Origin of the sequence: Candidatus Tisiphia endosymbiont of Mystacides longicornis (genome assembly GCF_964031095.1) — a bacterium.
In the GTDB taxonomy this organism is placed as follows: domain Bacteria; phylum Pseudomonadota; class Alphaproteobacteria; order Rickettsiales; family Rickettsiaceae; genus Tisiphia.
The window spans coordinates 51558-68908 of record NZ_OZ035004.1; the positions used below are offsets into that span (position 1 = coordinate 51558).

The window sequence follows — 17351 nt, forward strand, 5'->3', positions numbered from 1 at the left end:
TTCTTTACATATCTGTTGACTGTAATTGGAGCATTACCTGTAAATTGTAGCAATTTTCTAGCTTCACTATTATATAGTTTGCCATTATAGCAGTGAGGACAGCTATCACCACTACAAAAATTCTCAGGAGTTAAATAGCTGGTATTCGCATCCTTATAATCATCAAACCCATATTTACCTTGCCAATTACTACGATCTATCTTTTTGGGCTTATCGCACTCTCCTTCATTACCACCATTCCCGTTATCAGATTCACCTGGCGGTTCTTTTAATGAATCTGAACTATCTTTTTTTTGTGATCTGCCTTAAAACCAATCAGCATTTCCTTAAGCTTATTTATACTGATATTTGATGATGCTAGCTTGTCTATTAGCTCGTTACAAAATTTCACAAGCTCTACTATCGTTTGCTGTTCATCTCCCGTTAATGAACTTTCCTTGACATGCTGTATTAGTTCTTCTCGTTCTTCAGCACTTAAGGTCGCTACTTTTGGTTTTTTCATTTGATTAATTATCATTATTATTAATATTTCAAATATTATAATATGACTGCTACTTTTTCAACTAGTTTTTTTATTAATCTGTTTTTTATTAATCGGTGATATTTGCATAGTAGAAATCCAAATTTATACAATAAATTCATACTAGCAAAGAAATTAGATAGTGTTACGCAGTTTTGCTGCAAGTATACGGTAGGAACGGTGTGTTTAAAATTGTTCAAAATTGGAGCAGTAATTATTAGAAATACTAGGAGCATTAAATTCTTGTTGTCTTCATCTTATCCTTACCAACATATATGGGATAGTGTTATGAAAAAATTAGCTATAGAATAAGCTAATATGGTACTGTCCCCGGTGCAATAAAAAATGGGGGTAAGGGGGGATTCTATCTTAAATCAGGAAAAATTGCATATCTAGACATAATTTAAGTGAAAATTAACATATCCATGACCACTTATAAGCGATATTGCCATTTTATTTTTATAAATACCACCTTCATGCAATATCCAGGTTAGTTGTGATATTAAATATTTTAGACACCATACCAATACCATGTTCTTTTGCAGCTACTATAACTCTTAACCTTATAGTGGTTCTATTCTCTTTGTTTGTACTTGCAAGTTGAGCTATAGCCTGTTTGTATAAATCTTCTGTTATTAATTTTTGATGAGTACCCATTACATTCCTAATTTTATCTATCTTTTACATTATAACCTATTTTTCTAATCTTTATACTAAATTAAATTTGGGAATTGGTATTAGTTATAACAATATTACTAGCAATGGTGCAATAGGACTAATGAAAATTTTAGAGTCTAACAACATTAGAAGTAAAATAATAATAGATTTCACAGATTTTGAAAATAAAGATATTAGTTATCAAGTAGAAGAATTGTTAATTGAAACTCTGGAGAAACACAACAAAAAATTGGAGGTGTAATTTAAAAAATGTTCATCTTTTTTAAATGAGCAAATATATTGATGGGATTAAAAAAGTATCTATTACACCAAAAAATATCATATTTTGATTGTAACAATATCACGGTACTCAAGTAAAAGCTTAAATATTATAGAAAAGATTTTTTGTATGTAGGTAAAATTGCAAAATTCTTTTTGCAATATCTATGCAGATTGTAGTAATCTGCGTTGTAGATATCCACATTACAAATATATGAAAACTGTTTTACCTGAACGCTCCCTGATCATTCAAGAAAGACTTGATAGTATTGTCAAAGAAATTCTACATGTGTCAGAAAAAAAGGTTGCGATGATTATTATATTTGGCTCGTATGCCAGAGGCGATTGGGTACAAGATGAGTATAAAAAGGTCACATTACCTACAGCTATCAAAGTGATCTAGATATTATGTTAGTCATGAAGAAAGGCTTTGTTGCATGAATCGGAATTTGGAGTAAATCGAGTTTTTGAATAAATAAAAAAAGCAGTGGAAATAGTAAAGTTAAGGAGTTAAGATATCCTCTTTTTTTAAGGTAAATATGCCGAACAAACACCAATATCCTTATCGTCATAAATTTGCCCGAGCTAAATACAAAATCAGTAATTCACGTGAGTACGATCAATCATTAAAAAATCGTGGTAGTCTAATAATTTGGTTTTCAGGGGAAGCGGTAGCAAAATGGAATAATCCCGTATCCGTACATAAGAAGCGGGGCGGTCAAGCGATCTATTCCGATCTTGCTATTGAGACATGCGTGAGGCTTGGATTAGTATACAAACAGCATTTACGGCAAACCGAAGGTTTTGTAGAATCAATTATAAAACTGCTGAATCTCGAGCTCAAAACGCCTGATTATACTACTATTTCAAGAAGAACAAAAAAACTTAAAGTGTCACGGCACCGTAGGGCAAATCGTGATCCCGTAACGCTTTGCGTCGATAGTACCGGTATAAAGATTTACGGCGAGCAGGAGTGGCAGGAAGAAAAATACGCACTGAAAGCAAGGAAATCGTGGAGAAAGCTTCATATCGCTGTTGATGAAAACGGATATATTGCAAGCTCTGAATTAACGACTCACAATATTAGTGATTGTGCTACGATAGGCACATTACTTGAGGAAATTGATAGTCCAATAGATACCGTACTAGCTGACGGAGCATATGACCAACCCTCTACATACAAAGCATTAATCGCCCATCAGAATCAACATGGTAATGAAATTCCTATAAAAGCAGTAGTACCGCCAAACTTAGGGTTCAGAGCAGAAATGCCCGATGACTCTAAATTAAGATTAGACAATATTCGTCTTATGGAACAAGGACGAAAGCGATGGCAAAAACATACCAACTACGGCAGGCGAGCCAAAGCAGAAAACGCTATCTACCGTTACAAATCAATTATAGGAAACAAATTAAAATCTAGAACTTTTTTAAACCAAAAAACCGAAAGTAAAGTAGCTGCTAATATTCTTAATATCATGACAAAACTCGGCATGCCGGATACCAAAAAATTTGCCTGATTTTTGACAAAAATTAAACAACACTTTCAAAATCTGATTCATGCAACAAAGCCGCACAAAAAAGGCATAAAATTGTAGAAATATATTTAGAGAAAACCAATCTAACATAAATCACTTGTTTCATTTCTAAAATCCACTTCATAATAGGTGCAAATTTTTTAGTTGGTTAAATAATTTAATTGTTTCATAATGATCGAAAAACAAGTAATACCAAATCACTATCTAATTAGCAACATAACTGCTCTCAGATACTTTTAAGCTTTGCTAGTTGTAAATATTATTGGTTTGATGCTGAATTGGTACAAGCATTTGCTTCAGTATTTTTAGATACTTTTATTAGACTATTATGATTCTACCATAAATCCAGTGGAAAAAGTGTGTAAATTTCAAAATAGATTATATATAAAAATACGTAATAAACATACATAAGTACCTCACACTTTGGTTATAAGATATATAGTGAAACACATTAAATTAAGTAATTAAAGAACATAGCAATAATTTCAAATAATTTGCTACTGTTAACAAAGATATAATTTAATAGCAGCAAGAACGATAAAAGAGAGGAAGAAAAGAGCATCTTTTTCATGCCAGACAGCAAGCCTCCGATTTTCTTTTATTTTCCCAAGAATTAAATAATGTGGTTTCAAAATTGCCATCTTTTAAAAACCTCATAGTTAATGATTTTTTTTGTAATTTTTTAGACAAAAGCTTTTCTTTTTCTGATAGACCCTAATAATTCAACATCGCAAAGATTGTTATAATCATTCATAACAACGAAACTACTACATGTCCCAATACCTTAAACTTATAGGTTATTGCATTTATAGACTTACTTTGTCTATTTTAAGGAACTTAAATTATCTCTTTATTAATTCTCTCCAAGCAAATTTTCTCCGTCACTGTTTTTAATTTTTTAACCCTATCAATAAGGTAAAGTAGCTGTTCTTTAGTTATTCTATAATCTTTGTTATAGCGAGCTTCAATATAACCCTGTTCAAGTAATCTAAAACATTGCCTTTGCTCAACGCTAGAATGAGGAAATATTTGCCATAATTCTTCATTGTAATTTCCAGCTATACTCCCTAACTTTCTGATATCATGTAACTTTGGCTTATAACCGGAAAAAACTAATAATATAGCATTATAAAAACTTTCAGTAGCTTGGTGAAGGTAAAAAGCTGATAAAGCATAATTTCCTCTTTTCAATGGGTATTTACAATCTATAAAAAATTCTTTCCCACTTGTATACCAGTACTCATAATCTTTTCCAGCTATTTGCCTTCTTTTTTCCCAGGGTAAGTTTTTAGCTTCTGCCAGCTGAAATTCACCACTATCATATAAAAGAATTCCTTCTTTTTTAATATCAGAAAAGAAATAATGCCCCTTCTCCAACTGACTATTTACCGTCTTGATTGATTCAATCACTAAAGTTACCCATAGATCAAAAGGACTTCTTAATGATTTTCTCTCCAAACTTTTTTCTATTTTATCTTCTATTGATAACCCAGCAAAACCTTTATATTTACCTTTCTTCATGGCTTTGTTGCATGAATCAGATTTTGAAAGTGTTGTTTAATTTTTGTCAAAAATCAGGCAAATTTTTTGGTATCCGGCATGCCGAGTTTTGTCATGATATTAAGAATATTAGCAGCTACTTTACTTTCGGTTTTTTGGTTTAAAAAAGTTCTAGATTTTAATTTGTTTCCTATAATTGATTTGTAACGGTAGATAGCGTTTTCTGCTTTGGCTCGCCTGCCGTAGTTGGTATGTTTTTGCCATCGCTTTCGTCCTTGTTCCATAAGACGAATATTGTCTAATCTTAATTTAGAGTCATCGGGCATTTCTGCTCTGAACCCTAAGTTTGGCGGTACTACTGCTTTTATAGGAATTTCATTACCATGTTGATTCTGATGGGCGATTAATGCTTTGTATGTAGAGGGTTGGTCATATGCTCCGTCAGCTAGTACGGTATCTATTGGACTATCAATTTCCTCAAGTAATGTGCCTATCGTAGCACAATCACTAATATTGTGAGTCGTTAATTCAGAGCTTGCAATATATCCGTTTTCATCAACAGCGATATGAAGCTTTCTCCACGATTTCCTTGCTTTCAGTGCGTATTTTTCTTCCTGCCACTCCTGCTCGCCGTAAATCTTTATACCGGTACTATCGACGCAAAGCGTTACGGGATCACGATTTGCCCTACGGTGCCGTGACACTTTAAGTTTTTTTGTTCTTCTTGAAATAGTAGTATAATCAGGCGTTTTGAGCTCGAGATTCAGCAGTTTTATAATTGATTCTACAAAACCTTCGGTTTGCCGTAAATGCTGTTTGTATACTAATCCAAGCCTCACGCATGTCTCAATAGCAAGATCGGAATAGATCGCTTGACCGCCCCGCTTCTTATGTACGGATACGGGATTATTCCATTTTGCTACCGCTTCCCCTGAAAACCAAATTATTAGACTACCACGATTTTTTAATGATTGATCGTACTCACGTGAATTACTGATTTTGTATTTAGCTCGGGCAAATTTATGACGATAAGGATATTGGTGTTTGTTCGGCATATTTACCTTAAAAAAAGAGGATATCTTAACTCCTTAACTTTACTATTTCCACTGCTTTTTTTATTTATTCAAAAACTCGATTTACTCCAAATTCCGATTCATGCAACAAAGCCATTATCTCAAGGCTAAAATCTTAAATAGTATGGCTGATTATAATCAATCATTAGAGGCCGTAGAGCAAGCTTTAATATATCGCAATAGCTATGAATCCTGTTATCTCAAAGCTGTTATTGCTGCTCGTACAGGCAAGATAAATGCATTGGATGCTATTGATAAGGCTTTAAGTATCAATAAAACATATGAAGCATATTATCTTAAGGCTATTATCTTAAAACATCAAGGCAGATATTCAGATGCAATCAAATCTATTGATAACGCTTTATCGTGCCTTAAAAATAAAAATGCAAATTATGATATTTCATTTACTAAAGCTCAGCTCTTAGTGTCAGAAGAATTATATACAGATGAGGCATTAGAGATTATTAATAGAGTTATCAAAATTAGTCCAACCTATGAGGCATATCACCTCCAAAGTATAATTTTAGAGAAGCAAAACAAATATTTAGAAGCATTACAAGCTGTTGAAAACGCGATAAGCATTGAACGAACGAATGAAATATATTATCGTAAAGCTCAAATTTTATATAATATGAGTCAGTCAGAAGAGACTCAGTCAGAAGAAAGACATTTGGAAGAGGCATTGAACTCTACTGAAACTGCTAATGCAATACAAGAATCCTATGATGCGTATCTTCTTGCTGGTACCATCCATGAGTTAAAAGGTAATTATATGAAAGCAGAAATATCGTTCAAACAATCGATAAAAATCCAGAAAACTGATGATGCATATAAAGCACTAATTAATTTATTAACAGAACAAGGCAAACATCGAGATGTAATACTAGTGTCTGATGAGCAAATAAATTCTCAAGAGACCTTTAATCCCGAAATATATTATAATGAAACAACCCTTAGTATTAATCCATCGATAGTAGTAACTCCTAAATATACTCAACATTATAATGATAGTGTTGAGTTATTGCGATCAAAAGAGTATAGACAATCGTTACAAAAGATTAATGAGGCTTTAAAGGAAAATGAAACAGATGATGCATATTTTATTCAAGGTGTTATTTTTAGAAAATTATGGCAATATGATGATGCAATAAAGGCATTTAACAATGCTTTAACCTACGCTAAAGCACATAATCATCTGGATAAATTATATTCTATATATGTTTCCCTTGCTTTTACATATAAAGAGCATCTTGAGTACCAGAAAGGGTTAGAATCAGTTAATAATGCTTTAAATATACAAAAAACAGGCTACTACGCTAATTGTCTTAAGGGTATAATTTTATGGCTAAACGAAGAGTTGGAAAATGCATTGAATTATGTTAGTGAGTGTTTAAATCTTAAGCCTAGTCCAGAAATCGCTTATATTGAAGGTATGATCTTCTTCGAACGAAATAAATGGACTAATGCATTAAAATCTTTTGAGGATTGTATCTCGCTTGGTGGTTATAAATTCGCAGAAAAAATGCTCTCAGATGTAAAATCTAATTTAAACAAGCTGGATAGTTTCAATCCATATCCAGGAGATAACGATGTTAAATCTCATTATGGTGTAGAGCCATTAGGTCTCGATTACCATCCTTAAGCACATGTTAATAAAAATTATTACCATGATTATAAATTATTTATTGCACTTGACTTGACTAATTCTAGAAAATCATTTTTAATTAAAATTCTATTATCAAATATGGAGTAAAATTATGTTTAGTAATAATCGCAAAAGTGAGCAAAATCGACCCCAATATAAATATAAAGATCCTCATTACAAATCCATTACTAAAAAGCCCCAAAATAAGAAATCTAAGCTTAGCGCGCACGACAATAATAATACAGCACAAACATTACGCACAACATCACAGGGGCATGACAACATGTTGGGTCCACTTGTAAATGATACTTCAAATAAGAGCAATATATACAAGAACGATATAACTGGGTTTGGGTGGGTTGCTTTAAGTACTTTAAGTATTATGCAATTATTCCCTAATTCTGTTAGTGCTAGCCCTATTAATTTCAATGCTCTAGATATTAATGATCATAGCACAGGAAAGAATGATAGTATATCACACAGAATGGAGAGATCTTTAGTACCTGATTCTTCATACAACTACAATATAACTCCAAATAGTTTATCTCGTTCTGCATTAGTTTATTCCAAATCAAAAAATCCAATCTACAAACAAAAATACGACCTATCTTGCGTAGAAAAGTCAGACTGTGAAAAATCGTTAAAAATCATTAATCAGCATATTGCCTCGAGTCCCAATAATGCTAAATTCTTGCATCATCAAAGTATTGTTCTAGAAAGGCAAGGTAAACTTAAAAAAGCATTGGAAGCTATTGAAAAGGCAATTACATTTAATCCCGACAATGATCAACTATGGTTAAGAAAAACTATTATTCTGGATAAACAAGGTAGTACTGAAGAAGCGTTAAAGTCTATTAAGAAGGCTATTACATTAAATTCTAACAATGATATGTTGTTGTTTTACAAATCTATGATTTTATATAAGCAAGATGAGCATGCAGAAGCGTTAGCTACTATTGAAGAAGCTATAAAATTGAATTCTAACAATGAGCAGTTCTGGTTTCTCAAAATTAATATTCTATATAAACAAGGTGAGTATGGGAAGGCATTATCATTTGTTGAGGAATCTATTAAATTAAAGCCTGACAATGTTAAATTATTGTATTACAAAAGTATTATTCTCAATAAACAAGAAGGTAGTGGCACAGGAGCATTAGAAGCTATTGAAGAAGCTATTAAATTAGACCCTGAGAATGCTACATTCTTATACCATAAAAGCGTTATTTTGAAGAATCAAAATAAGTATGATGCTGCATTGTCAACTATTGAAGAAGCTATTAAATTATATCCAGAGCATAAAAATGCTGCATTCTTATACCATAAAAGTGTTATTCTGAATAATCAAGGTGAATATAATCATGCATTGTCAACTATTGAAGAAGCTATTAAATTAGATCCAGAGCATAAGAATGCTGCATTCTTATACCATAAAAGTGTTATTCTGAATAATCAAAATAAGTATGATGCTGCATTATCAACTATTGAAGAAGCTATTAAATTAGATACAGAGCATAAGAATGCTGCATTCTTATACCATAAAAGTGTTATTCTGAATAATCAAGGTGAATATAATCATGCATTGTCAACTATTGAAGAAGCTATTAAATTAGATACAGAGCATAAGAATGTTGCATTCTTATACCATAAAAGTGTTATTCTGAATAATCAAGATAAGTATGATGCTGCATTATCAACTATTGAAGAAGCTATTAAATTAGATACAGAGCATAAGAATGTTGCATTCTTATACCATAAAAGTGTTATTCTGAATAATCAAGGTGAATATAATCATGCATTATCAACTATTGAAGAAGCTATTAAATTAGATACAGAGCATAAGAATGTTGCATTCTTATACCATAAAAGTGTTATTCTGAATAATCAAGGTGAATATAATCATGCATTATCAACTATTGAAGAAGCTATTAAATTAGATCCTGAGAATGCTACATTCTTATACCATAAAAGTGTTATTCTGAATAATCAAGATAAGTATGATGCTGCATTGTCAACTATTGAAGAAGCTATTAAATTAGACCCTGAGAATGCTGCATTCTCATACCATAAAAGTGTTATTCTGAATAATCAAGGTGAATATAATCATGCATTGTCAACTATTGAAGAAGCTATTAAATTAGATCCTGAGAATGCTACATTCTTATACCATAAAAGTGTTATTCTGAATAATCAAGGTGAATATAATCATGCATTATCAACTATTGAAGAAGCTATTAAATTAGATCCTGAGAATGCTACATTCTTATACCATAAAAGTGTTATTCTGAATAATCAAGGTGAATATAATCATGCATTGTCAACTATTGAAGAAGCTATTAAAAGTGTTATTCTGAATAATCAAGGTGAATATAATCATGCATTATCAACTATTGAAGAAGCTATTAAATTAGATCCTGAGAATGCTACATTCTTATACCATAAAAGTGTTATTCTGAATAATCAAGGTGAATATAATCATGCATTGTCAACTATTGAAGAAGCTATTAAATTAGACCCTGAGAATGCTACATTTTTGTATGACAAAAGTCGTATCTTATATGATATGGGAGGTCTTGATAACTATGAATCTGCATTATTGTCCATTAATTCAGCTTTAAATATACAGGAAACATGTGAAGCTTCTACACTTAAAAGCCATATTTTACATGCTATTGGAGGAGCAAAGAACTATGAGGCTTCACTAGCAGTTCTTGAGAAATTTGGTAGTGATTCCGAATGTCTAGATATTCCTGATATATTTCAAGATGTAGAGGAAGTTATACCCATTGGAGACGATTTAACAGAATCAGAATTTTAAGGTGCCATCCCGGCTTTATCGGTTCTTAACCTTAATAGAATTAATCGTCTAAGGCAGTTGTTTAAAGAAAGAACATACTGAAAACGAAAAAAGATTGAACTCATTAATAGATTTACGACTTAATGGTGAATTGAGTACAGAAGAATTTCAAGCAAAAAAACAACAATTAAAAGATCGTCAATATGAAATTAATCGATTATTAAAAATTTATGATGAAGCAGATGACAAATTTACTGATACCGTCTCAACCTTTATAACTCTAGCTTCTGAAGCTTATGAAACTTTCAAAGGTTCTGAAATGCCTCAAAAACGCAAAATGATAAAATTCGTATTTCAGAACCTTGAACTGAATGGCAAAAAACTTGAGACCTCTCTGCGTTTCCCGTTCGATATTTTTGAAAAAACGACAACTCGTACGGAAGTGGCGGATAGGGTGGGATTCGAACCCACGGTACGGTTGCCCGTACGCTAGTTTTCAAGACTAGATCCTTAAACCACTCGGACACCTATCCAAGATAATACATATCAGACAAACTAAAGAAATTCAAGTATAAATGTTTATATAATACTATTATACCATATAAATTGTTGTAAGAAAACTTGAATATTTTTTAACTGACGTTTATACTACTCCCGTCATACATTTATACTGTTCTCATCATTTTATAAAAATAACTAACTATGATAAATTCACGCTTTTATAAGAAATCTGCCTCTTATAAATTATCAGAAATTATAAAGTTAATAGATGCTGAGATATCATGTTTCACTGACTTGTTAATCCATGATGTTAAATCTTTAGAAGAGGCTGATGTTGGTGATATAACTTTTTTAAGTAATAGCAAATATATTACCCAATTTCAAAGCACTAAAGCTTCATGCTGCATAGTTCCAGAGAATTTTTCACAAGAATCTAACAATGGAACAATATTATTAAAAGTAAAGAATCCGTATTTCTTTTATGCAAAATTAGTGGATTTGTTCTATAGTAAAGCAAAGACTTATCCTAACAAAATTATGCAATCTGCCTATATTTCGGATTCTGCCACTATAGGAAATAATTGTTATATAGGACATAATGTTGTTATTGAAGATCATGTTGTAATAGGTGATAATTGCGTTATAGAATCTGGGACGATTATAGATTATGGAGTGGTAATAGGTAATAGAGCATTAATATACTCAAATGTTTCAATAAGTTACAGCATAATAGGTGATGATGTGGTAATATTACCTGGAGCAAGAATTGGACAAGATGGTTTCGGTTTTGCAACAGATAAAGGGGTTCACAAGAAAATTTTCCATACAGGTATAGTTAAAATAGGTAATAATGTTGAAATAGGTAGTAATACTACTATTGATAGGGGATCAATAAATGATACAGTGATAGGAGATTTATGTAGAATAGATAACTTAGTGCAGATAGGACATAATGCTATAATAGGAAGGGGGTCGATTATTGTTGCACAGGTCGGTATATCAGGTAGTACTACAATAGGGGCATATTGTGCTCTTGGAGGGCAAGCAGGACTAGCCGGACATATAGTACTGGGTGATAAAGTACAAGTAGCAGCAAAAGCCGGTGTTATAAAAGATGTTGAATCAGGAGTAACAGTTGGTGGATACCCTGCCGTATCGATTAGAGATTGGCATAAACAATCAGTAATTATGAAACAGCTTATAAAAAACGGAATATAAATGAAGATTAATATTATAGAAATAATGGAAATGCTACCTCATCGCTATCCATTTTTATTAATAGATAGGGTGCTAGAATTTAAGCTTAATGAATCAATTGTTGGCATCAAAAATGTTACTGTTAATGAGCCACAATTTACTGGTCATTTTCCTACAAAACCAATAATGCCCGGCGTTTTAATTGTTGAGGCTATGGCTCAGCTTTCTGCTATTTTAGTAGCAAAATCAATGAATTACTCTATAAAAGATAAAGAGTTTTTCTTTATGTCTATTGAAGAGACAAAATTTCGTAAAATTGTTGAGCCAGGTGATACATTACATATTTATGCTAAAATAGAGCAAAATAGAGGTTCTGTTTGGAAATTCTCAAGTAATGCTAAAGTTGATGAGCAGATAGTTGCAGAAAGCAAATTTACGGCAATGGTTAAAAATAGGAATTAATGATGGGCTTACCAGCTATACACGCAACTGCCATAGTAGATCCAAGAGCTTCAATTGGTAAAAATGTCAGTATAGGTCCCTTTTGTACTATTGGATCAGAGGTGGTTTTGGCAGATAATGTTGAGCTAAAATCACATGTAGTTATAGAGGGGAAAACAAAAATTGGTGCTAATACAGTTATATATCCATTTGCTTCTATTGGTCAACCCCCTCAAATAGTTAAGTATGAGGGAGAAAAGTCAGAGGTTATCATAGGTAGTAATAATACTATTAGAGAATATGTAACTATTCAAGCTGGTAGTAAAGGTGGTGGGATGGTTACCACTGTAGGTAATAATGGTTTATTTATGGTTGGAGTACATATAGCACATGATTGCACCGTAGGAAATAATGTGATTTTTGCAAATTATGCTAGCTTAGGTGGTCATGTTAAAGTTGGTGATTATGCTATTATAGGAGGGCTGTCTGCTGTTCTTCAATTCGTACGTATAGGACAACATTCGATAATCGGTGGCATGTCGGCAGTGGAGAAAGATTTAATTCCATTTGGGCTAGCTATAAATGAAAGGGCATTTCTTAGAGGAATAAACTTAGTTGGAATGAAAAGACGTGGCTTTGATAATCAGGAAACGCTTGATACTATAAAAGCTATAGATGATATTTTTGTTAGCGAAGGTATTTTTACTGATAAAGTTGAGAAAGTTTCAAAGCAATATAAAGGTAACCATATTGTAGAACAAATTATCGCTTTTATAAAGCAGGATAGTACCAGAGTATTTTGTCAACCACGACAAGTCGATCATGATAAGGCAAATAGCTAAAATGTGGCAAATACACTCTTCTATTTTCAAAAATTGGATTCACAAAGTTTGGTGGTATTTGCGTACTCACATACAAAGAGTACGTTGTACTCGCTTCTTCTCCCTTGTTTATCGTTCCCACTCTTCAAATCCTTTGACTATAAAAAATGTGCATGACCCAAATATGCGTAAGGTAGATTTGTCCATAGCTTTACATTCTAATTTTTCTAATCCTTTTAGTATAGTGGGAATTATAGCAGGAAATGGTTTATTGCCAATCTCACTAGCTGAAAGTTTTATTACACAAGGAGGACAGTGTTATATCGCTGCTTTAGAAGGAGAAGCAGATCCGACATTATATAAGGATCTTACCCACCAATTTTTTAAAATTGGTATGGTCAAACCAATAATTGAGTATTTTCGTAAATATGATGTAAAAAATATAATTCTTGCTGGTGGTGTAAAACGTCCTAATTTAAAAGCAATTAAAGTAGATTTAATGGGTTCAAGGTTACTTGCTCGTATATTAAAACAAAAATTTTTAGGAGATGATAAACTTCTTAGTATAGTGACAGATTTCCTAGAAGAAAAAGGGTTTAACGTAGTTTCTAGTTATGAAATATTGAGTGCAAATAATAGCATTAAGACCAGGATTGCTCCATCATCAATAGATAATACAGATATCGAATTAGGCATGAAACTATTAGATAGTATAGGACAGCTTGATGTAGGGCAATCAGTCATTGTTGATAATGGATATATTATAGGTATTGAAGCAGCAGAAGGTACAGATAATTTAATAAAAAGATGTTCGTATTTACGCAAAAATTCTACAGGTGGGGTACTTGTTAAAATGATGAAGAAGGGACAAGATACTAGAATTGATATACCTACAATAGGACCAGAGACAATAAATAATTTAGCTAGTTATGGTTATAAAGGGGTAGCAATACAGAAAGAGAAAGTGATTGTTATTGAGCTAGAAAAAACTATTGAACTAGCTAATAAATGTGGGCTTTTTATTGTAGAAAAATAAAATATTTATTAAAATGATTTGTGTGGGAATTACTGGTAGTTATGCTTCAGGAAAAACTTTTGTCTTAAATTATTTAGCTGATTTAGGATTTATGACTTTTTCCGCTGACGAATATATTAAGGATATCTACAAAAAGGCGGCAATACAAAATATAATTCTTAACTTACTGCCTGAGCTAAAAATTTTTGATAAAAGAAAAATAGCAGAGCTAATCTATGCTAATGATTCATCAAGAAGAAAATTGCAAAATTTTATTCATCCATTTGTAGTGGAAGGTTTGTCTCTTTTTAAACGGCAAAATAATGATTCAGAAATTACATTTGCTGAGATTCCATTACTTTTTGAAGCTAAATTTGATAAATATTTTGATTTTTATGTTACAACATTCTGCTCGGAAGAATCTAGGTTAAAAAGGGCAATGTCTAGGGAAGGATTTAATTTAACAACTTATAATAAAATCGCACAGATTCAATTATCACAACAGATTAAAATAGCAAGAGCAGATTTTGTTATTAATACTGATGTTAATATAGTAGATTTAGATAAACAAATAACTCAACTAATACAAAAATTAAAATGCCGCAATTAAGAGAAGTAATTTTAGATACTGAAACAACTGGTTTAGATCCAAAAAGTGGACATAGGATTGTTGAGATTGGTGCTATTGAAATGGTTAATAAAGTTCTAACCGGTAAGCACTTTCACTTTTATATTAATCCACAACGAGATATGCCAACAGAAGCTTATCGAATACATGGTATATCAGGAGAGTTCTTAAAAGATAAACCACTCTTTGCAGAAATTGCCGAGGAGTTTTTAGCGTTTATTAGTAACAGCCAGCTTGTTATACATAATGCAACATTTGATATTAAGTTTATTAATTATGAGTTGTCTTTGCTCAAAAGACCTAATACAGATTTTTTAGAACTTGCTAGTACTATTGATACTCTTGCTTTGGCTCGCAAGATGTTCCCTGGAATGAAGGCTAATCTTGACTCATTATGTAAAAGATATAAAATTGACAATTCTTCGCGTAAGTTGCATGGAGCCCTTAAGGATGCGGCATTATTGGCAGAAGTTTATGTTGAGCTTACTGGAGGTAGGCAGATAAGTTTTAACATTAATAGCAAAAAGGTACAAAATACAGATGAGCTGTTGGTTAGAACTACTATGGCAAATAAAAATAATACTATAGTTGTCAAACCAACTAAGGAAGAATTACAAAAACATAAAGAATTTTTGTCAAAAATTCTTTCTCCTATGTGGTTATAGAATTATATAGTCAATTCAGGAGAATTGGGTATAGTCAATTGATGAGAAGTTGGTGACGTCGTCACTCGTCGCTCGCCTATTACTTATAGGCGTCACTCCATCGTTCCTGCTACCCAATTCCCCTGAATTGAATTGACTATAGCAGGAGCGATGGAGTACATAAGCGTTAGTTTAAGAAAACAATAATTGATAAACCGTCATTGCGAGGAAACCTTAGGTCAACGAAGCAATCTATTTCTATTCACTTTTTCTTGGATTGCCGCGTCGCCGCTTTTAGCGGCTTCTCGCAATGACGTTATCTGTAATTGTGAGACCACATAGTGGTCGCGGCAATCCACACTTAATGGATTGCTTCGTTGGCTTATGCCTTTTCGCAATGACGTTATCTGTCATTGCGAGACCATGTAATGGTTGAAGCAATCCATTGTTTATTAAATTAGGAGACTTACACCTCCTCGCTAATAGACAGCACGATGGGTGCTTATTCGGCACTAATTCAGGTTAATTGACTATAATTTAAATATATAGGTGCATAGGTGATGAGATATCAGCAGGAACGAAACCTAACTAAAGACCAAAAAGAAGCCATAGGATTATTCTCAGTTGGTACATTCCTAGAATATTTTGACTTAATGTTATACGTCCATATGGGGGAGTTTTTTAATGAGTTATTTTTTAAACCGACTGATTCTCATACAGCCTCTTTAATGAAGGCTGTGATCTTTTGTTCTACATTTATTTTTCGACCTATTGGTGCCTTAATATTTGGTTGGATAGGTGATAATATAGGGCGTAAATCAACAGTGATCATCACAACTTCTTTGATGGCTATATCATGTTTTGTGATGGCTAATCTGCCTACTTATGCTCAGATAGGAAGTATGGCAGCTTGGATAGCGACAATTTGCCGTATTGTTCAAGGTGTCTCTGCCATAGGAGAGGTGACAGGGGCACAACTTTACTTAACTGAAACGATTAACCCTCCAGTCCAATATGCAAGTATAGGATTAATATGGGCTTTTTGTAGTCTAGGGGCATTAAGTGCTTTAGGGGTTGCCTCACTTGTTAGTTCTTATGATTTTAACTGGCGTTTGGCATTTTGGGCTGGCACAGTAATTGCATTGGTTGGTTTTGTTGCAAGAACCAAACTTAGAGAAGCACCAGAATTTGTTGATGCCCAATACCGAATAAAAAGAGTTTTTGAAAGAATTAATATAGATACAGCTATCTTAAAAGCCAATCCCATTTGGCAAGCAAAAGTTAATAAAAAAACACTACTAGCTTTCTTTTTATTACAATGTGTTGCACCGGTGTGTTTTTATTTTATTTATATACATTGTGCCAATATTTTAAAAACTAGCTTTGATTATACAATGCTTGATGTTATTCATCATAATTTTATTATCTGTATAATAGAGCTGTTAGTCATATTAGTATTATCTTATTTAAGCTTAAAAATGTATCCATTATTAATCCTAAGAATTATACTGATTATATCTGCTATTTTTATCGTATTTTGTCCGTATTTATTGAATCATGTTAATTCTCCTTACCAATTATTTCTAATTCAATCCGTTCTATCTTTATTGCATGAATGTTTAGGACCTGCTTTGCCCATTTGTTATAAAAGCTTTCCTATATTTAAACGTTTTATCTGTGCTAGCATGACATTTGCTTTATCTCGGGCTTTTATGTATGTCATTACCTCTTTTGGTTTGGTATATCTTGTTGAATATTTTGGTAATTGGGGATTATTGTTTATTATGATTCCTGCAATTATCGGTTTTGCTTATGGGCTATTGCATTTTGAAAAATTGGCAAAAGATTCTGGGAATTATAGTGAATTAACTTGAATTGGCAACGTTATAAATCCGATTAGTATTGAGCATCAGCGTCATTGCGAGGAGCTACTTTGGTGGCGACGAAGCAATCCATTTAATAGTTTTTTTGGATTGCTTCGTCGACCTTACGGGTTCCTCGCAATGACGTTTTTACCCTTTCATTCTCGCGTAGGCGGGAATCTAGACCCCTGCTTACGCAGGGGTGACACAAAAATGACTTGCTACGTCGCCGATTT

At 32.6% G+C, this 17351-nt stretch carries 19 protein-coding genes and 1 tRNA gene; 13 read left to right on the forward strand and 7 right to left on the reverse strand.

Annotated elements, in window-relative coordinates; translation table 11 throughout:
- Positions 1-268: 268 nt before the first annotated feature.
- A complete protein-coding gene (locus ACQH6S_RS00320) occupies positions 269-517 on the reverse strand; it encodes a hypothetical protein (protein WP_341758049.1) in 249 nt (82 codons plus the stop codon).
- An 87-nt stretch (positions 518-604) separates the two neighbouring features.
- Between ACQH6S_RS00320 and ACQH6S_RS00325 the strand changes: the two genes are divergently transcribed.
- Positions 605-832 (forward strand): transposase, encoded by a 228-nt coding sequence (locus tag ACQH6S_RS00325; RefSeq protein ID WP_425364587.1) that lies wholly within the window; start codon positions 605-607, stop codon positions 830-832.
- 162 nt (positions 833-994) lie between these two features.
- Here ACQH6S_RS00325 and ACQH6S_RS00330 read toward each other — a convergent pair whose 3' ends face one another.
- Positions 995-1177: a hypothetical protein gene (locus tag ACQH6S_RS00330; RefSeq protein WP_425364588.1), complete on the reverse strand. Its 183-nt coding sequence runs from the start codon at positions 1175-1177 to the stop codon at positions 995-997.
- A 121-nt stretch (positions 1178-1298) separates the two neighbouring features.
- Here ACQH6S_RS00330 and ACQH6S_RS00335 point away from each other — a divergent pair, with 121 nt between their 5' ends.
- The 3 genes from ACQH6S_RS00335 to ACQH6S_RS00345 all read left to right on the forward strand — a co-directional run bounded on the left by ACQH6S_RS00335 (position 1299) and on the right by ACQH6S_RS00345 (position 2976).
- Positions 1299-1439: a hypothetical protein gene (locus tag ACQH6S_RS00335; RefSeq protein ID WP_425364589.1), complete on the forward strand. Its 141-nt coding sequence runs from the start codon at positions 1299-1301 to the stop codon at positions 1437-1439.
- Between the two features lie 231 nt (positions 1440-1670).
- On the forward strand, positions 1671-1859 hold the full coding sequence (locus tag ACQH6S_RS00340; RefSeq protein WP_425360640.1) for a hypothetical protein: 189 nt from the start codon (positions 1671-1673) through the stop codon (positions 1857-1859).
- Positions 1860-1995: 136 nt separating this feature from the next.
- The gene (locus tag ACQH6S_RS00345; protein WP_094649552.1) at positions 1996-2976 is read left to right on the forward strand and encodes an IS5 family transposase; all 981 of its coding nucleotides are present in this window, start codon (positions 1996-1998) and stop codon (positions 2974-2976) included.
- 521 nt (positions 2977-3497) lie between these two features.
- On the opposite strand, the gene ACQH6S_RS00350 is transcribed toward ACQH6S_RS00345, so the two are convergent.
- From ACQH6S_RS00350 to ACQH6S_RS00360, 3 genes are all read right to left on the reverse strand, one after another.
- The gene (locus tag ACQH6S_RS00350; RefSeq protein ID WP_425364590.1) at positions 3498-3635 is read right to left on the reverse strand and encodes a hypothetical protein; all 138 of its coding nucleotides are present in this window, start codon (positions 3633-3635) and stop codon (positions 3498-3500) included.
- A 196-nt stretch (positions 3636-3831) separates the two neighbouring features.
- Positions 3832-4515, reverse strand: coding sequence for a HEPN domain-containing protein (locus ACQH6S_RS00355; protein WP_425364591.1), 684 nt, complete (start codon positions 4513-4515; stop codon positions 3832-3834).
- A 53-nt stretch (positions 4516-4568) separates the two neighbouring features.
- Positions 4569-5549 carry an IS5 family transposase gene (locus ACQH6S_RS00360; RefSeq protein ID WP_094649552.1) on the reverse strand — a complete coding sequence of 327 codons (981 nt, stop codon included), beginning with the start codon at positions 5547-5549 and terminating at the stop codon, positions 4569-4571.
- A 100-nt stretch (positions 5550-5649) separates the two neighbouring features.
- Between ACQH6S_RS00360 and ACQH6S_RS00365 the strand changes: the two genes are divergently transcribed.
- Together ACQH6S_RS00365 and ACQH6S_RS00370 are read left to right on the forward strand one after the other, a co-directional pair.
- On the forward strand, positions 5650-7209 hold the full coding sequence (locus tag ACQH6S_RS00365) for a tetratricopeptide repeat protein (RefSeq protein WP_425364592.1): 1560 nt from the start codon (positions 5650-5652) through the stop codon (positions 7207-7209).
- A 115-nt stretch (positions 7210-7324) separates the two neighbouring features.
- Positions 7325-10027 (forward strand): tetratricopeptide repeat protein, encoded by a 2703-nt coding sequence (locus tag ACQH6S_RS00370; RefSeq protein ID WP_425364593.1) that lies wholly within the window; start codon positions 7325-7327, stop codon positions 10025-10027.
- Between the two features lie 422 nt (positions 10028-10449).
- Here the strand turns inward: ACQH6S_RS00370 and ACQH6S_RS00375 are convergent.
- Positions 10450-10539 (reverse strand) — tRNA-Ser (locus ACQH6S_RS00375).
- A gap of 169 nt (positions 10540-10708) precedes the next feature.
- Here ACQH6S_RS00375 and lpxD point away from each other — a divergent pair.
- From lpxD to dnaQ, 6 genes are all read left to right on the forward strand, one after another.
- Positions 10709-11725 (forward strand): UDP-3-O-(3-hydroxymyristoyl)glucosamine N-acyltransferase, encoded by a 1017-nt coding sequence (gene lpxD / locus ACQH6S_RS00380; protein WP_425360111.1) that lies wholly within the window; start codon positions 10709-10711, stop codon positions 11723-11725.
- Positions 11726-12166, forward strand: a complete 441-nt coding sequence (gene fabZ, locus ACQH6S_RS00385; protein WP_094649353.1) for a 3-hydroxyacyl-ACP dehydratase FabZ — start codon at positions 11726-11728, stop codon at positions 12164-12166.
- 2 nt (positions 12167-12168) lie between these two features.
- Complete coding sequence (lpxA, locus tag ACQH6S_RS00390; protein WP_094649354.1) at positions 12169-12987, forward strand: acyl-ACP--UDP-N-acetylglucosamine O-acyltransferase; 819 nt, start codon at positions 12169-12171, stop codon at positions 12985-12987.
- A 163-nt stretch (positions 12988-13150) separates the two neighbouring features.
- Positions 13151-14002, forward strand: a complete 852-nt coding sequence (locus ACQH6S_RS00395) for an LpxI family protein (protein ID WP_341749463.1) — start codon at positions 13151-13153, stop codon at positions 14000-14002.
- Between the two features lie 13 nt (positions 14003-14015).
- Positions 14016-14591, forward strand: coding sequence for a dephospho-CoA kinase (gene coaE, locus ACQH6S_RS00400; protein WP_425360112.1), 576 nt, complete (start codon positions 14016-14018; stop codon positions 14589-14591).
- Entirely contained in the window at positions 14579-15274 is a 696-nt protein-coding gene (gene dnaQ, locus ACQH6S_RS00405; RefSeq protein WP_425360113.1) for a DNA polymerase III subunit epsilon, read from the forward strand. The genes coaE and dnaQ overlap by 13 nt, the downstream gene beginning before the upstream one ends.
- A 15-nt stretch (positions 15275-15289) precedes the next feature.
- Here the strand turns inward: dnaQ and ACQH6S_RS00410 are convergent, their stop codons facing one another.
- A complete protein-coding gene (locus ACQH6S_RS00410) occupies positions 15290-15391 on the reverse strand; it encodes a palindromic element RPE2 domain-containing protein (RefSeq protein WP_425360114.1) in 102 nt (33 codons plus the stop codon).
- Between the two features lie 422 nt (positions 15392-15813).
- On the opposite strand from ACQH6S_RS00410, the gene ACQH6S_RS00415 reads away from it, so the two are divergent.
- On the forward strand, positions 15814-17127 hold the full coding sequence (locus ACQH6S_RS00415; RefSeq protein ID WP_425360890.1) for an MFS transporter: 1314 nt from the start codon (positions 15814-15816) through the stop codon (positions 17125-17127).
- The last annotated feature ends 224 nt before the right edge of the window (positions 17128-17351 follow it).

Coding starts and splice junctions, on each gene's coding strand:
- ACQH6S_RS00320 (WP_341758049.1), bottom strand. CDS start 517: ATGATAATTAATCAAATGAAAAAACCAAAAGTAGCGACCTTAAGTGCT.
- ACQH6S_RS00330 (WP_425364588.1), bottom strand. CDS start 1,177: ATGGGTACTCATCAAAAATTAATAACAGAAGATTTATACAAACAGGCT.
- ACQH6S_RS00335 (WP_425364589.1), top strand. CDS start 1,299: ATGAAAATTTTAGAGTCTAACAACATTAGAAGTAAAATAATAATAGAT.
- ACQH6S_RS00340 (WP_425360640.1), top strand. CDS start 1,671: ATGAAAACTGTTTTACCTGAACGCTCCCTGATCATTCAAGAAAGACTT.
- ACQH6S_RS00345 (WP_094649552.1), top strand. CDS start 1,996: ATGCCGAACAAACACCAATATCCTTATCGTCATAAATTTGCCCGAGCT.
- ACQH6S_RS00350 (WP_425364590.1), bottom strand. CDS start 3,635: ATGGCAATTTTGAAACCACATTATTTAATTCTTGGGAAAATAAAAGAA.
- ACQH6S_RS00355 (WP_425364591.1), bottom strand. CDS start 4,515: ATGAAGAAAGGTAAATATAAAGGTTTTGCTGGGTTATCAATAGAAGAT.
- ACQH6S_RS00360 (WP_094649552.1), bottom strand. CDS start 5,549: ATGCCGAACAAACACCAATATCCTTATCGTCATAAATTTGCCCGAGCT.
- ACQH6S_RS00365 (WP_425364592.1), top strand. CDS start 5,650: ATGCAACAAAGCCATTATCTCAAGGCTAAAATCTTAAATAGTATGGCT.
- ACQH6S_RS00370 (WP_425364593.1), top strand. CDS start 7,325: ATGTTTAGTAATAATCGCAAAAGTGAGCAAAATCGACCCCAATATAAA.
- lpxD (WP_425360111.1), top strand. CDS start 10,709: ATGATAAATTCACGCTTTTATAAGAAATCTGCCTCTTATAAATTATCA.
- fabZ (WP_094649353.1), top strand. CDS start 11,726: ATGAAGATTAATATTATAGAAATAATGGAAATGCTACCTCATCGCTAT.
- lpxA (WP_094649354.1), top strand. CDS start 12,169: ATGGGCTTACCAGCTATACACGCAACTGCCATAGTAGATCCAAGAGCT.
- ACQH6S_RS00395 (WP_341749463.1), top strand. CDS start 13,151: ATGCGTAAGGTAGATTTGTCCATAGCTTTACATTCTAATTTTTCTAAT.
- coaE (WP_425360112.1), top strand. CDS start 14,016: ATGATTTGTGTGGGAATTACTGGTAGTTATGCTTCAGGAAAAACTTTT.
- dnaQ (WP_425360113.1), top strand. CDS start 14,579: ATGCCGCAATTAAGAGAAGTAATTTTAGATACTGAAACAACTGGTTTA.
- ACQH6S_RS00415 (WP_425360890.1), top strand. CDS start 15,814: ATGAGATATCAGCAGGAACGAAACCTAACTAAAGACCAAAAAGAAGCC.